Source organism: Xylanimonas ulmi, from assembly GCF_004216535.1.
GTDB classification, from domain to species: Bacteria; Actinomycetota; Actinomycetes; order Actinomycetales; family Cellulomonadaceae; genus Xylanimonas; species Xylanimonas ulmi.
In genome coordinates, this window is the sequence record NZ_SGWX01000001.1 from 1,143,921 (window position 1) to 1,157,267 (window position 13,347).

Below are 13,347 nucleotides of genomic sequence, written 5' to 3' on the forward strand. Positions count from 1 at the left end.
CTCCTCGGTGGTGGCGCACGGCGGGCGACGGGCGCCTTCGTGTGGAGGTCTGACATGACGTTCTCCTGTTCGTTGGCCATGCGGATGATGTGACGCTGATGGCGGCCGACGGCCTCATGGGGTGGGTGGCGTCCGCCCGGCGATCCAGGCCGCGAGGAGGTTGTCCGGATAGTCGGACAGGTGGTCGCGAACGAGCGCGTGAAACAGGTCGGCGTCGCCGCGCAGGTGCGCCTGCGCCAGCGCGACCAGTTGTCGGTCACGCGTCGTCGTGGCGTGCTGGGCGGCTCGCGTGAGGAGCCCGGCGTCGCCGACCAGGAGCGCGGCGGCCACCAAGAGTGGCGTCGAGGTCGAGTCAGCGGCGTGCGCGAGCACGTCGGCGGACGCGTCGGGCTGGTCGCCGATCAGTTTGAGAAGGAGCGCGGTGTCGTCGTCTGGCACACCTGAACGGTGGCCCTCGGCACTGACGAGGCACTGACGAGGCGCTGACGGGCGCTGACGTCGGGCGCGCGGTCGGCGCGTAGTCTCGAAGGATGCTCACTGTCGCCGTGCTCGGCGCGGTCGAAGCACGCAGGGATGGGGACCGGCTCGCGGTGCCGACAGGCAAGACCACCGAACTGCTCGTCCGGCTCGCCCTCGACGCGGGCTCCAGCGTGCGCGTGGACACCCTGCTCGATGACCTGTGGACCTCCGGCGCGGGTCGCAACACCCTGCAGTCGAAGGTCTCCCAGTTGCGTCGTGCTCTCGGCGGCAAGGCCCTCGTCGTCGGCGCGGACGACGCCTACAGACTCGTCGTCGAACCGGGCGGTGTGGACGCCGTCCGCGTGCTCGACCTCGCCGGCCAAGCGTCCGCGGCCCGCCATGCGGGAGACGCGACGACGGCGCTCGACAAGGCCAGCGAAGGGCTGCGGCTGTTTCGTGGCGAGGCCTTGGCCGACGCCGGCGACTGGGCCGCGCCCCACCGCGCTCGTCTCGAGGACGTCCGACTGGGTCTCCTTGAGGACTTGATGGCCTCCCGCGTCGACCTCGGCTCCGGAGGGGAGCTGGTCGGTGAGCTAGAGCGGTTGGTGGCCGAGCACCCGTTCCGCGAGCGCCTGTGGGCCTCGCTCATGACGGCGCTGTTCCGAGGCGGCAGACAGGCCGAGGCGCTCGCGGCGTACGCCCGTGTGAGGAGGCTGATGATCGAGGAGCTCGGCGTCGAACCCGGACAGGACCTGCGCGCGCTCGAGGGGCAGGTCCTGCGGCACGGCGCCGTGCTGGGAGGGGCGCCGGTGGACCCGGTCGCAGCTCCTGGCAACCTGCCGCGCAGCCTGGCCCCGATGGTGGGACGTGGCAGCGAGCTGCGAGCGCTGGGCGAGCTCATCGTCGAGCACCGGCTCGTGAACGTCGTCGGCCCGGCCGGGGTGGGCAAGACCAGACTTCTGCTCGAGGCGGCGCGATCCGTGGCAGCCCCCGGCGGGGTGTGGCTGGTCAGACTCGACGCCGTGGACCGCTCAGCCGATCTGGAGCAGGTCATCGCCGAGACCCTGCACGTGCCGGGAGGCGCCCCGCTGCGGCCGCGACTCTTGGGCGCGCAGACAGTGCTGCTGCTCGACAACTGTGAGCATGTCGTGGAGACCATCAGCGTCCTCGTCGAGAGCCTCCTCGACGACGTGCCGGGCTTGCGCATCATCGCGACAAGCCAGGCGCCGCTGGGCGTCGAACACGAGTGGGCCTTTCACCTTGAGCCGCTCTCGATCCAGGACTCGGTGGCGCTGTTCTTGGCCCGGGCACGTCAGATGCGGCGGCGGCTCGTCGTCGATGACGACACGACCCGCGTGGTCGAAGAGGTCTGCCGCTCTCTCGACGGACTGCCGCTGGCCATCGAACTCGCCGCCGCCCGGGCCCGCTCCCTGTCCGTGCGTGACATCGCTCGACGCATCGACGACCGCTTCGCTCTGCTCCGCGACCCCAGCAGTCACCGACCCGAGCGGAGGCGGGCGCTCGCCGGCGCCATCGGGTGGAGCTACGACCTGCTGTTCCCCGACGACCAACGTGGGCTGTGGGCGCTGTCCTGCTTTGCCGCGAGCGCACCCTTGGAGGCGTTGGAGCACGTCCTGGTGACTCTCGGGGTCCCCGCGGACGCCGTCGTGGACACCCTGACCCGCCTCGTCGACCGGTCGCTGATCAGCCTCGACGTCTCCCCGGACGGCCTGGTGCGCTACCGGATGCTGGACAGCATCCGTGCCTACGCCGCACAGCGCCTCACTGACGCAGGGCTCGCCGAGACCGCCAAGCGCGCGCATGCGGCCTGGTACGCCCGCACGGCCGCGTGGTGCGAGGCCAATGTCCGGGGCCGGGGGCAATCCGCCTGCCTGACCATCGCACGTGCCGAGAGGGCGAACATCGACGCCGCGCTCGCCTGGTGCGGGACGAACGCGCCGGACCTCGGCCTGAGCATCACGACCGGGTTCGGGTGGACCTGGGTTGTCCTGGGCGACGGCACGGCCGCCGCCGCAAGGATCCGGCGGGCGCTCAGGTCGACCACTGGGTCCGCGGCGCGGGCCTCGGCGCTCCTGCTCGCCGGATGGCTCGAAGCGTCCGCGGGCGATGTCGCTCTCGCCTGGCGCGACCTCGATGAGGCCGACCGCATCGCGGAGTCGATCGATGCCGAGGGGCTTGGTGCGGATGTGGCGCGCCACCGAGCCTTCGTCGCCCTCCAGCAGGGCCGTTCCCCGCAGGCCTTGGTCTACGCCACCGCCAGCGTCGCGTCGTATCGACGCCTGGGTCTGGCGTGGGAGACGGCGGCCAGCCTTGTGCTCGCTGCGTACGGAGCCCTGGCGCTGGGGGACACCGCGGCCGCGGCCCGCCACAGCGCCGAGGCGATCGACCTGCTGACCCCCATCGGTGACTCGTGGGGATTGGTGCACGCCAAGGCGGTGGTGGGTGGCGTCGCCCAGGCTGAGCATCGTTTCGAGGACGCCATCCAGGCCCTGTCTGGCGCAGCACAGGAGTCCACGGCGCTCGGCCTGCTCGGACAGGCGGCCCTCCATCGGGCCTCGCTGGCGCGCGCGCAGCAGCGCGCCGGACGTCCTGCGGACGCCGCTGCGTCGTTCCGCCAGGCTCTCGCCGCCGCGACCGCCAGTGGTGACGGCCGGATGGCGTCGACGGCCCGGTTGAACCTTGCGCGTCTGCTGCGCAGCACGGGAAACGGGCCTGCGGGGGTGTCGCTGTTGAGGCAGAACGTGGAGTGGTACGCCAGCGCGGGAGGCGGCGACGGGGACCTGCTGTCGCGTTGTGTGCTGGCTGCCGAGACCCGTGACCGGGACGCGCTTGAGGTCGTGCTCGCCCTCGCTCGCGCCACGGCGAGCCAGGAGGCCGCCATCCTCGCGCTTGACGGGCTTGCGCGGCTGAGTGCGCAGGAGGGCGACCGGCAACGCGCGACGGCGCTCGTCGCGGAGGCGGACGCGCTCCACCGGCCCCTCGCTCACCTGCTCGACGACGCTGACCGTCCTGACCGCGCGGCCGCGCTGGCGGTCTGAGCCCATTGTGCGGCGGGGGCGAACGCGTCCTAGTTGAGAATCGTTCTCGAACGTGGTTCACTGGGATCTACTGAGAACGGTTCTCAGAGGCCCGGCCGACGACGAAGGAGGCGCGGTGTCCGCCCGCTGCCAGGTGCTCGGAACTGTCCCCGGTTTCGGCCATTCGATATCCCACTCCCACGTGCGCACGAAGCGCCGGTGGTCACCGAACATCCAGAGGAAGCACTACTGGGTGCCCTCGCTCGGCCGCAAGGTCACGCTCCGGGTCAGCGCCCAGGGGATCAAGACCATCGACCGCAAGGGCATCGACGTCGTGGTCGCCGCGATCCTGGCGCGAGGGGAGAGGGTCTGATGGCCAAGAAGTCCAAGATCGCGGCCAACGAGCGACGGCGGGCGGCCGTCGCGCGATACGCGGCGCGGCGGGCCGAGCTCAAGCGCGTCGTCGCCGCCCCCGCCACGACACCGAAGGAGCGAGCCGCCGCGGTGCTGGAACTGCAGCGCCAGCCGCGTGACGCCAGCCCCACCCGGGTGCGCAACCGCGACGTCGCCGACGGCCGCCCGCGCGCCTACCTGCGCAAGTTCGGGCTCTCGCGCATCAACCTGCGCGATCTCGCCCATCGGGGTGAGTTGCCCGGCGTGACCAAGTCCAGCTGGTGAGCCACTCGTGACTCGAGGAGAGCGATGAAGAAGAACATCCACCCCACCTACGGACCCGTCGTGTTCCGTGACGCGAGCGCCGGGTTCGCGATTCTGACGCGGTCCACGCTGGCCGGCGACCCGTCCGGGGGCCCAGGGCGCCCCGCCAAGACCGTCGAATGGGAGGACGGCAACACCTACCCCGTCATCGACGTCGAGATCTCCGCCGCGTCACATCCGTTCTGGACCGGGAGCGCTCGCGTGGTGGACACCGCCGGCCGCGTGGAGAGGTTCCGCCAGCGGTATGGCGATCGGGCGGCGCGATGAGAGTCCGCGCCTCACTACGCTCGCTGAGGCTGGCGCCCGGGTCCGCGGTGGTGCGCCGCCGCGGCAAGACGTACGTGATCAACAGGCAGAACCCCCGATTCAAGGCCCGTCAGGGCTGACGTCGATCAGGAAGGGCCGTCATGGCAGTACCGAAGCGAAAGACCTCGCGCTCGCGCACCCGGTCCCGGCGCGCGCAGTGGAAGGCGGCGGAGTCGGCGCTCGTCGACGTGGTCGCCCACGGCCGCACCGTCCGGGTTCCGCCGCGCCTGGTGCGCGCCGTCCGGCGTGGGCTGATTGACGTGCCCTGAGCCCACGGAGTGCTCGGCGACAGGTCCTTGGGCCCTCAGCGGGCGCGGGCGCCAGGCCGTGGGCGTCACGCGCTCGTCAGGACGGCGTCGGCGCAGCCTGCGAGCAGGGCGCGGGCTGCGGGGGCGACCGCGTAGTGCGCCCACTTGCCACGCTGCTCGCGGGTGACCAGGCCGGCCTCGGTCAACAGCCTCATGTGGTGCGAGACGGTGGGCTGCGACAGCCCGACGGGCTCGGTGAGGTCGCAGACGCAGGCTTGCCCGTCGGGCGCGGCCGCGATGATCGACAGCAGTCGCACGCGGGCCGGATCGCCGAGCGCCTTGAACGTCCGGGCGACGTCCGCGGCCTGCTGGGCGTCGAGTCCGCCGCCCGACGGCGCGCAGCAGCCCGCGGTCGGGGTGGCGTCGACGGCGGGCGGCAGTGTGGTCATGTCGCGGATCCTCCCACACGTATTGACAGATGTCGATGGAACCTGCAAGGTCGCATCTATTGACGATCTTCGATCCGAAAGGAAGTCAGCGATGACGACGGAGCAGGACCAGGTGCGTGCGCAGGTTCGCGAGCGGTACGCGGCGGCGGCCAACGCGGCGGCCTCGGGGCTGGTCGCCGAAGGTGAGATCTCCCCGAACGCCGACTGCTGCGGTGGGGGCGGCTGTGGGCCTTCCGGCGCGCAGCCGGTGATCTTCGGATCGGGGCTGTACGGAGCTGACGCGGCGGCGCTGCCCGAGACGGCGCTGCTGGCCTCCCTGGGCTGCGGGAACCCGACGGCGGTGGCCGAGCTGCGGGCAGGGGAGCGTGTGCTGGACCTGGGCTCGGGTGGCGGGATCGACGTGCTGCTGTCCGCGCGCCGGGTCGGGCCGACCGGGTTCGTCTACGGGGTGGACATGACCGACGAGATGCTCGACTTGGCGCGCCGCAATGCGGCCGAGGCCGGGGCGCGCAATGTGGAGTTCCGCAAGGGGACGATCGAGGCCCTGCCGATCGACGACGGCGCAGTCGACGTGGTGATCTCCAACTGCGTCATCAACCTCTCCGCGGACAAGCCGGCCGTGCTCGCCGAGATGTTCCGCGTCCTGGCTCCAGGCGGACGGGTCGGTGTGTCCGACGTCGTCGCGGAGGACCACCTGACCCCGGCCCAGCGCGCCGAGCGCGGCTCCTACGTCGGTTGCGTCGCCGGCGCACTGTCGAAGGCCGAGTACCTCCAGGGCCTGGCCGCAGCCGGGTTCGCCGACGCTGAGGTCACCTTCACCCATGAGGTCGCAGACGGCATGCACGGCGCGATCGTGCGGGCCGTCAAGCCCGCGAGGTGACGTGCGGCGCCGATCCACGCGGCGCCGCACGCGCGACGAGGGGGCCGACCCGCCAGGGTCGGCCCCCTCGTCGTGCGACTACCCGCCGCGCGCGGCGGGTGACGTTCGTGTCAGAGCACGCGAATGTTCGTCGCCTGCGGGCCCTTCGGGCCCTGGGCGACGTCGAACTCGACGTTCTGGCTCTCCTCGAGCGTGCGGAAGCCCGACGACGCGATCTCGCTGAAGTGGGCGAACACGTCGGCGCTGCCGTCGGAGGGGGCGATGAAGCCAAAGCCCTTCTCCGCGTTGAACCATTTGACGGTTCCGGTGGTCATGATGACTTCTCTCTTTCGGGTGCGAGCCCGCGGATGCGGTCCCGCGTTCCGTGCGATCCATCGCGCGGAAGGGTCTGTGGTGATCCTGCGCCGGCTGCGGCTTCCAGGGTGCGAAGAGGTGGCGGTATGGGCCGTTGATGGACCGGGGCCAGGTCTCTTTCGGTCGGTGTGCGTGCGTTCGCCGTGGCGGGGCGAACGGGTTGGCCCTCGTGGTGGGCGGGACGGTGGGTCCTGCATCCCAACAGAGGGTCAGGAGGGTCGAGCGGCGCGAGGAACGGCCTGCCGACACCAACGCGGCCTCAAGCCTACACGAGTCGCCGTGGACGTGGGGCCCTCGGGGCGCCGCGGGTGGCTCGCGCGGGCGTCGTCAGGACACTCAGACTCCGCGCAACTGGTGGTAGGCGGGGCAGTCGAACGGGTCCCGGGCGGCCAGTCCCACCTCGTTCAGGTAGCGCACGACGATTGCGTAGGAGCGCATGAGGCTCGTCTCGGTGTAGGGCACCCCATTCGAGGCGCAGTGCGCGCGGACGAGTTCGCGCGCACGGACCAGGTGCGGGCGCGGCATGCTCGGGAACAGGTGGTGTTCGATCTGAAAGTTGAGGCCGCCCATCAGCACGCTCATGACGTGACCCCCGCGGATATTGCGCGAGGTGAGCACCTGCTTGGAGAAGAAGTCGATCCGACTGTCGGCGGGGATGATGGCCATGCCCTTGTGGTTGGGCGCGAAGGAGGCGCCCATGTAGACCCCGAAGACGGCGAGCTGGACGCCGAGGAACGCCGCAGCCAGCCCTGGTGGCAGGAGCCACACCAGCGCTCCGACGTATAGCGTCAGCCGCAGTGCGATCGTGGTGAGCTCTCGCGCTCGCGAGTGCCGTTCGGCGCGCGCGCCGGTCAGGAGCGAGCGGATCGAGGTCGCGTGCAGGTTGAGGCCCTCAAGGGTCAGCAGCGGGAAGAACGCCCACCCCTGGACGCGTTGGAGGGGGCGCAGCCAGCGGCGCTGGGAGCGCGCGCCGTCCACGGTGAACACGAGGGTGTCGTTTTCGATGTCCGGGTCCTTGTCGACCCGGTTGGGGTTGGCGTGGTGGCGTGAGTGCTTGGCCATCCACCACGAGTAGCTGATTCCGACGACGCCGTTTGCGAGCACGCGCCCGAGCCGGTCGTTGGCCCGCCCCGAGCTGAGCACCTGGCGGTGCGCCGCCTCGTGTGCGAGGAAGGCGGTCTGGGTCAGCAGCACGCCGAGTGCGGCGGCCAGGAGGAGTTGCCACCACGAGTCACCGAGGAGGACGACGGAGGCGACCACGCCGCCGAGGGCGAGCGCGAGCACGCCGCCAGTCCAGGCGTAGTAGCCGTGGGCGCGGCGCAGCAGGCCCATGTCGCGCACCGTTCGCGACAGCGCGGCGTAGGACGTGGTGGAGCGCACCCCGCGGCGGGCGTCCTGTGTGGTCGGGGGCATCGTGCCTCGCAACTGTCGGCGTCGACTTCCCAGCCGTGGGAGGGCGGGTGTGCCCATGGTGCGGATACTCCGACCCTACGGGACCGTAGGTTCGGCCGGGGCGTCGCGGTGTGGACGTCCTGCGCAGATCCGGGCGCGCCGTCCGCGTCCACGTGGCGGGCGCCGCGACGCAGCGACGAGGCAAGGCTTACCTAACATCTCCGCCGAGATCTCCGCTAGGCTCCCGGCCATGCCTTGCGCCACGGAGCTCACGAACACCACAGGCCACGTCACCCGCGCCCGGATCGAGCCGGTCGGACGCCGCTTGCTGACCGTCGTCCGGGTCGAGGACGTCACCCCGCACTACCGGCGCATCGTGTTGGGCGGCCCAGAGGTGGAGGGCTTCTCCTTCGCACGCTTCGCGTGCGGCGACCACGTCAAGGTCGTGGTCCCTGACGAGGCGACCGGCGACATCGTGCTTCCGCAGCCGACGCCGCAGGGACCCCGCCTGCCCGACGGCTCGCGCCCGGTCATGCGCGACTACACCGTGCGCGCGTGGGACGGCGAGCGGTGCGAGCTGACGCTCGACTTCGTCGTCCACGAGCACGGTCCGGCGGGGCGCTGGGCGGCCCGAGCCGCCGCCGGCGATCGCATCGGCGTGCTCGGACCGCGCGGACACGTGCTGTTCCCGCAGAATTACCCTGTCTACCTCGCGGTGGGCGACGCGACGGCACTGCCCGCGATCGCGCGTCTGCTCGAGGAGCTTCCCGAGGGCGCACGAGCGGTGGCGTTCGTCGCGGTCGCCGACGGCGAGGAGCAGGACCTCGCGGTGCGCGCCGGGTCCGAGTTGACCTGGGTTCCTCAGGCGTCCGGGGCGCTCGAGGCGGCGGTGCGCTCCTGGCGGGCCCCGCACGACGGCGACTGGTTCGCGTTCGCCGCCGGCGAGGCCGGGGTGATGACCGCGATCCGCCGCTACCTGCGACACGAGGTCGGGCTGCCCAAGGAGCAGGTCGACGTCGACGGCTACTGGAAGGCGGGTGTGGCGGGCCTCGACCACCACACGGTGACCGTCGGGGACGACTGAGAGGTGGTCGGTCCGGGTCCGCCCCGAAGGGCGGTCCGGGCGCGCCAGCCCTACGGGCTAGTCGACGAAGTCGATCTCGATGTCGGCGACGTCCTGGTCCCGCAGGTTGACCACGATGTTGTCCGGGTTGCGCGTCGTCATCCAGATGAGCTCCTTGGTGTGGCTGAGGTTGCCCTCGATGTGCGGCACGAACGGGGGCACGTAGACGAAGTCACCTTCCTCCAGGTAGACGATCTGCTCGTATCGCTCGCCGAAGCGGATGAAGCCCTGGCCTTGGAACACGTAGCCGCCCGTTTCGGCCTCACCGTGATGGTGCGGGTCGGACACCTCGCCCGGACCCGTGTAGACCTTGCCGAACCAGAGGTCCTTCACCTCCGTGTTCTCTTTGCTGACCCCGGAGACGCGGCGGGCGTTCGCGGTCTGGCCGGGCGCCTCGGGGAGCGCGTCGCGGCGCTGGACGGAGAGACGCTTCAGGGTGGTCGGTGCGTTCGTCATGGTGTCGGTCCTCTCTCGGTGAGTCGTGCGTGGTGCGCTATCCATGGGGGAGCGCGGTCGGATCAGCGTGCGGGGCTGGCGAGGGCGGTGGGCGCGGCGAGCTCGGCGCACGCTCGTCGCAAGGTGGCGCCGTCCTCGTCGGCCAGCGCAGCCTCGCGCAGGCGGGCGAGAGTCGCCGCCGCGTCGTCGCGACCCAGAAGGGCGTCAGCCTGTTCCAGGAGGGTGGTGAAGCTCTCGCGGCCGTGTTGATGGGTGGCGCCATAGCCCTTGAGCACCCGCTGGCACCCGACGATCTCGCGGGCGAGTTCGACGTCGGTCGCGGCTGCGGCCAGCAGCTGGTCGAGCCACGCGTCGATGGCCTCCTGCTCACGGACGAAGCGCAACGAACGTGGCCGCAGCGGGCGGAACATCGCTATGGCCCACAGCGCAGTGAAGCCGACGAGGCCCGTGGTGTTGACCACCATGCCGTTGTGCGTCAGCTTGCCGACGAGTTGTGCGAACCACGTCGAGCGCGCCACTCGGCGCCCGAGCCCGGCTGGCAACGTGTCGGCGATCTCCTCGAGTTGCGGGTGAAGGTATTCACGCACGTTCAGGAGTTGGCCGGGGGCGGCCTTCGCCTCCGCGCGAACCCCGTCGAGCCGGCGACGACGGATCTTCTGCAGCGCGACCTGGATGGTGTCCTGGTAGCACATCCACAGCGCGATGTGGCGGGCTGCCTCGGTGGTCAGTCTCGCTGCCTCGTCCGCCGTGTCGAACGCGGCGACTCGGGCGACGCGGTCGAGGTAGGAGTCGGCGTACGCCGGGCCTTGATACGTCGCGGTGCGGACCACCCCGTGCAAGAGCATCGACCGAGCGGGCGCCGGGAAGTGGTCGGCGACGCGGGCGGCGTGGCGCCGCAGCGCCGGGCCGACGAGCGACGCGGGATCGCTGATCGCGAGCTGTTCGCGCCGCGCCTGCGCCGCCGCGGCCGCCTCCTCGGCGGGGTCGATCGGCCGGCGCAGGCCGATGGCGACCGGCACAGGTCCGTTGCCTGTCGGCGCCGGCGTGCGCAGCGGCTGCGGCGCTGGCTGTTGGGCCGCGTCGAATCCTGAGGCGAACGCGGCGAGCGAGGCGCCCACGCCCTTGCCGCTGGCGCGGATCGCGTCCTCGAACGCGCTGCGCTCGAAGGGCAGCGTCGCCGAGCCTGCGAGCGCCCCGAAGAGCGAGGCGCTGATCACGCTGCCCGAGCGCAGCGCGAGGTCCATGAAGTCGGCGCCGATGAAGCGCCGCGATCCGAGATGTGCCGCCTCAAGAAGTGTGTTGCTGTCCACGCGTCCGTCACCCAGTGCGAGCCTCTCGTCCATCGAGTAGACCCGGTTGGTCGACGCGATGAGCGTGGTGCGGTCCGGCGTCGAGAAGCCACGCTGGATTGCGCGACCGGCCTCCATCAGCTCCGAGGCGATGACGACGTCGACCTCTCCGGGCGTCGGGAAGAGGCTCAGCACGGGCTCGGAGCGCGTGTTGTCTGTGCGGGCGTGTCCCGGCGGGTAGAGCTCGACGTAGTACACGGTCGCTCCGGTGCGCTGGGCGACGCCGGCGACCGAAGTGTTCTGTGCGTGGTGGCCCGCCTGCTCGCCGACTGCGACGATCCAGTCGGCGAGGACTCCGCCGCCCTCGCCGCCCATGGCGAGGATCGCGATCGTGATGGGCCGTTGGCCCGATCCCCAACTGCTCATGCGGGCACCTCCATGGCTTCGAATCGTGCGGCGCGGCGTTCCACACCCGAGGAGAGGACGGCGATCCAGCCCCGGCGCAGCCGCGCGAGCGCCTTGTCGCGCCAGTGGGGGTTGTAGACCAGGTCGCTGCGGTAGAACGACGGGCACAGCGCGGCAGCGTGCGCGTTGGCGCCGCAGGTGCCGCATCCGACACACGAGTCGAGCACCGTCGCGACCGGATCGGTCCGCATCGGATCAGGGTTCGCCTTGATGGTGAGCGAGGGACAGCCGGAGACACGGATGCAGGCGTGGTCACCTGTGCACGTGTCGGCGTCGACGCCGAAGCGCTCCTTGACGGCGCGCTTGCCGTCCCGAATGGCCTGCGCCTTGAGCGGACGCTCGCGCCGCTGCCGGTTCAGCGAGCACTCGCTCTGCGCGATGATCACCTTGGGCCCGGGCTCCTTGGTCGTCAACGCCTTGACGAACAGGTCCCGAAGCTCGCCGATTCGATAGGTGTTCTTGACGGTTCTCGCCCAGGTGACGCCGACGCCTCGGACCGCCTTCTCAATGGGGTGCTTGGTCGACCGCAGGGGACTGTCGTTCCGGGACGAGAGGATGTCCTGCCCGCCGGTCGCCGCGGAATAGGCGTTGTCGACGACGAGGAGGAGCTGGTCGCTCTGGTTGAAGACGGCGTTGCCGACGCCGCTGGTCAGACCGTTGTGCCAGAAGCCGCCGTCGCCCATCACGGCGATCGTTCGTCGGTCGGCGCCCTTCGGGCTCAAGGCTGCGGCGCCCGCAGAACCGAGGCCGTAGCCCATGGTGGTGGCGCCGAGGTTGAACGGCTCGTTGATCGCGAACAGGTGGCAGCCGATGTCGGCGCTGACGTGGTGCTGTTTCCCGGTCTCCCGCTCGGCGAGTTTGAGCGCCGAGAAGATCGGTCGCTCAGGGCAGCCGGTGCACAGGCCGGGCGGGCGTGTGCGGACCACGGAGGGGTCCACTCGTGGCGCGAACGGGCTGCGGGGGTCGCCCACGGGCAGCAGCAGCGCCGGCTTGGCGGCGGCCGCGTCGGGCAGGTACCTGCTGAGAAAGGCGTGCAGGCCGCGCGTCACCTCGGTCGCGGTGTACTCACCCGCGACGGGCAGAAGGTCCTTGCCGTGCAACGCCACATCGGACGCGGCGCGCCGCAAGATGGTGTTGAGGTTCTGCTCGATGTAGTCGGGCTGGCCCTCCTCGACCAGCAGCACGGCGCGCTTGTCCTTGACGAAGTCAAGGATCTCGGCGTCCACGACCGGATAGGTGACGTTCATGACGTAGGTCGGGATCCGGGTGTTGCCATAGGCGTCCGAGACGCCGAGCAACTCCATCGCACGGTTGAGGGTGTTGTAGACGCCGCCCTGGACAATGACGCCGACGTCGGCGGCTCCCGCGCCGAGCACCTCGTTGAGGCCGTGGTTCGTGATGTACTCGACGGCGGCCGGCCAGCGTTCCTCGACCTTCTCCCGCTCGTGGACGAAGCTCGCGGGCGGCAGCACGATCCGATCGACCTGGCGCGAGGGGTTCTCCGCCGCGTCCTTGACCGTCATCGGCGGGCGTACATTGTCCTTCGCGGTGAAGCTGCCATGCAGGTGGCACGAGCGCAGGCGCAGTTGCAGCATCACCGGAGTTGAGCTCGCCTCGGACAGCTCGAAGCCCGCTTCGACCGCGTTGACGATCGCGGCGACATTGGGGCGGGGGTCGAGGAGCCACATCTGGGATTTCATCGCGAAGGCGTGCGAGCGCTCCTGCATGATGCTGGATCCCTCGCCGTAGTCCTCGCCGACGATGATCAGGGCGCCACCCTGGACCCCGCCGCTCGCGAGGTTCGCCAGAGCGTCGGAGGCGACATTCGTGCCCACGGTCGACTTGAACGTGATGGCGCCCCGCAACGGGTAGTTCACCGATGCTGCGAGCATGGCGGCAGCCGTCGCCTCCGACGCGCTGTTCTCGAAGTAGACCCCCAACTCCTCCAGGATCTCGTGCGCGTCCCCGAGCACGTCCATCAGGTGAGAGATCGGGGCGCCCTGGTATCCGCCCACGTAGGCGACTCCTGACTGAAGCAGCGCCTTCGTCACGGCGAGGATTCCCTCGCCCGAGACGGTGCTCCCCTCGCCCGCCCGGAGCTTGCGCACCTCGTGCGCGAATGAACGTTCGGCCATCGGCCTTGCTCCTTACCTGATCGCGACTGGTCGTGT

The 13,347-nt window shown here is 70.8% G+C and carries 15 protein-coding genes; 8 read left to right on the plus strand and 7 right to left on the minus strand.

The window, feature by feature from the left end; genetic code table 11:
• Positions 1 to 114 precede the first annotated feature (114 nt).
• On the minus strand, positions 115 to 438 hold the full coding sequence (locus tag EV386_RS05190; protein ID WP_130412946.1) for a hypothetical protein: 324 nt from the start codon (positions 436 to 438) through the stop codon (positions 115 to 117).
• A 92-nt stretch (positions 439 to 530) separates the two neighbouring features.
• On the opposite strand from EV386_RS05190, the gene EV386_RS05195 reads away from it, so the two are divergent.
• The 6 genes from EV386_RS05195 to rpmF all read left to right on the plus strand — a co-directional run bounded on the left by EV386_RS05195 (position 531) and on the right by rpmF (position 4,789).
• Positions 531 to 3,518 carry an AfsR/SARP family transcriptional regulator gene (locus EV386_RS05195; protein WP_207216475.1) on the plus strand — a complete coding sequence of 996 codons (2,988 nt, stop codon included), beginning with the start codon at positions 531 to 533 and terminating at the stop codon, positions 3,516 to 3,518.
• Positions 3,519 to 3,633: 115 nt separating this feature from the next.
• On the plus strand, positions 3,634 to 3,870 hold the full coding sequence (rpmB, locus tag EV386_RS05200; RefSeq protein ID WP_130412948.1) for a 50S ribosomal protein L28: 237 nt from the start codon (positions 3,634 to 3,636) through the stop codon (positions 3,868 to 3,870).
• The gene (rpsN, locus tag EV386_RS05205) at positions 3,870 to 4,175 is read left to right on the plus strand and encodes a 30S ribosomal protein S14 (protein ID WP_130412950.1); all 306 of its coding nucleotides are present in this window, start codon (positions 3,870 to 3,872) and stop codon (positions 4,173 to 4,175) included. Before rpmB ends, rpsN begins: the two co-directional genes overlap by 1 nt.
• 24 nt (positions 4,176 to 4,199) lie before the next feature.
• The gene (locus EV386_RS05210; RefSeq protein WP_130412952.1) at positions 4,200 to 4,481 is read left to right on the plus strand and encodes a type B 50S ribosomal protein L31; all 282 of its coding nucleotides are present in this window, start codon (positions 4,200 to 4,202) and stop codon (positions 4,479 to 4,481) included.
• Positions 4,478 to 4,600: a ribosomal protein bL36 gene (locus EV386_RS05215; protein ID WP_130412954.1), complete on the plus strand. Its 123-nt coding sequence runs from the start codon at positions 4,478 to 4,480 to the stop codon at positions 4,598 to 4,600. The genes EV386_RS05210 and EV386_RS05215 overlap by 4 nt, the downstream gene beginning before the upstream one ends.
• 21 nt (positions 4,601 to 4,621) lie before the next feature.
• Positions 4,622 to 4,789, plus strand: a complete 168-nt coding sequence (rpmF, locus tag EV386_RS05220) for a 50S ribosomal protein L32 (protein ID WP_130412956.1) — start codon at positions 4,622 to 4,624, stop codon at positions 4,787 to 4,789.
• Between the two features lie 65 nt (positions 4,790 to 4,854).
• Here rpmF and EV386_RS05225 read toward each other — a convergent pair whose 3' ends face one another.
• Positions 4,855 to 5,217, minus strand: coding sequence for an ArsR/SmtB family transcription factor (locus EV386_RS05225; protein WP_130412958.1), 363 nt, complete (start codon positions 5,215 to 5,217; stop codon positions 4,855 to 4,857).
• Between the two features lie 91 nt (positions 5,218 to 5,308).
• Between EV386_RS05225 and arsM the strand changes: the two genes are divergently transcribed.
• Positions 5,309 to 6,097 (plus strand): arsenite methyltransferase, encoded by a 789-nt coding sequence (gene arsM / locus EV386_RS05230; RefSeq protein WP_130412959.1) that lies wholly within the window; start codon positions 5,309 to 5,311, stop codon positions 6,095 to 6,097.
• Between the two features lie 110 nt (positions 6,098 to 6,207).
• On the opposite strand, the gene EV386_RS05235 is transcribed toward arsM, so the two are convergent.
• Both EV386_RS05235 and EV386_RS05240 read right to left on the minus strand, forming a co-directional pair.
• Positions 6,208 to 6,411, minus strand: coding sequence for a cold-shock protein (locus EV386_RS05235; protein ID WP_130412961.1), 204 nt, complete (start codon positions 6,409 to 6,411; stop codon positions 6,208 to 6,210).
• Between the two features lie 376 nt (positions 6,412 to 6,787).
• On the minus strand, positions 6,788 to 7,864 hold the full coding sequence (locus EV386_RS05240) for a fatty acid desaturase family protein (protein ID WP_130412963.1): 1,077 nt from the start codon (positions 7,862 to 7,864) through the stop codon (positions 6,788 to 6,790).
• 229 nt (positions 7,865 to 8,093) lie between these two features.
• Here EV386_RS05240 and EV386_RS05245 point away from each other — a divergent pair, with 229 nt between their 5' ends.
• Entirely contained in the window at positions 8,094 to 8,927 is an 834-nt protein-coding gene (locus tag EV386_RS05245) for a siderophore-interacting protein (RefSeq protein WP_165399852.1), read from the plus strand.
• Between the two features lie 57 nt (positions 8,928 to 8,984).
• Here the strand turns inward: EV386_RS05245 and EV386_RS05250 are convergent, their stop codons facing one another.
• The 3 genes from EV386_RS05250 to EV386_RS05260 form a co-directional block, all read right to left on the minus strand.
• Entirely contained in the window at positions 8,985 to 9,422 is a 438-nt protein-coding gene (locus EV386_RS05250; RefSeq protein WP_130412967.1) for a cupin domain-containing protein, read from the minus strand.
• A 62-nt stretch (positions 9,423 to 9,484) separates the two neighbouring features.
• A complete protein-coding gene (locus EV386_RS05255) occupies positions 9,485 to 11,137 on the minus strand; it encodes an indolepyruvate oxidoreductase subunit beta family protein (RefSeq protein WP_130412969.1) in 1,653 nt (550 codons plus the stop codon).
• Complete coding sequence (locus EV386_RS05260) at positions 11,134 to 13,311, minus strand: thiamine pyrophosphate-dependent enzyme (protein ID WP_130412971.1); 2,178 nt, start codon at positions 13,309 to 13,311, stop codon at positions 11,134 to 11,136. Before EV386_RS05260 ends, EV386_RS05255 begins: the two co-directional genes overlap by 4 nt.
• Between the last annotated feature and the right edge of the window lie 36 nt (positions 13,312 to 13,347).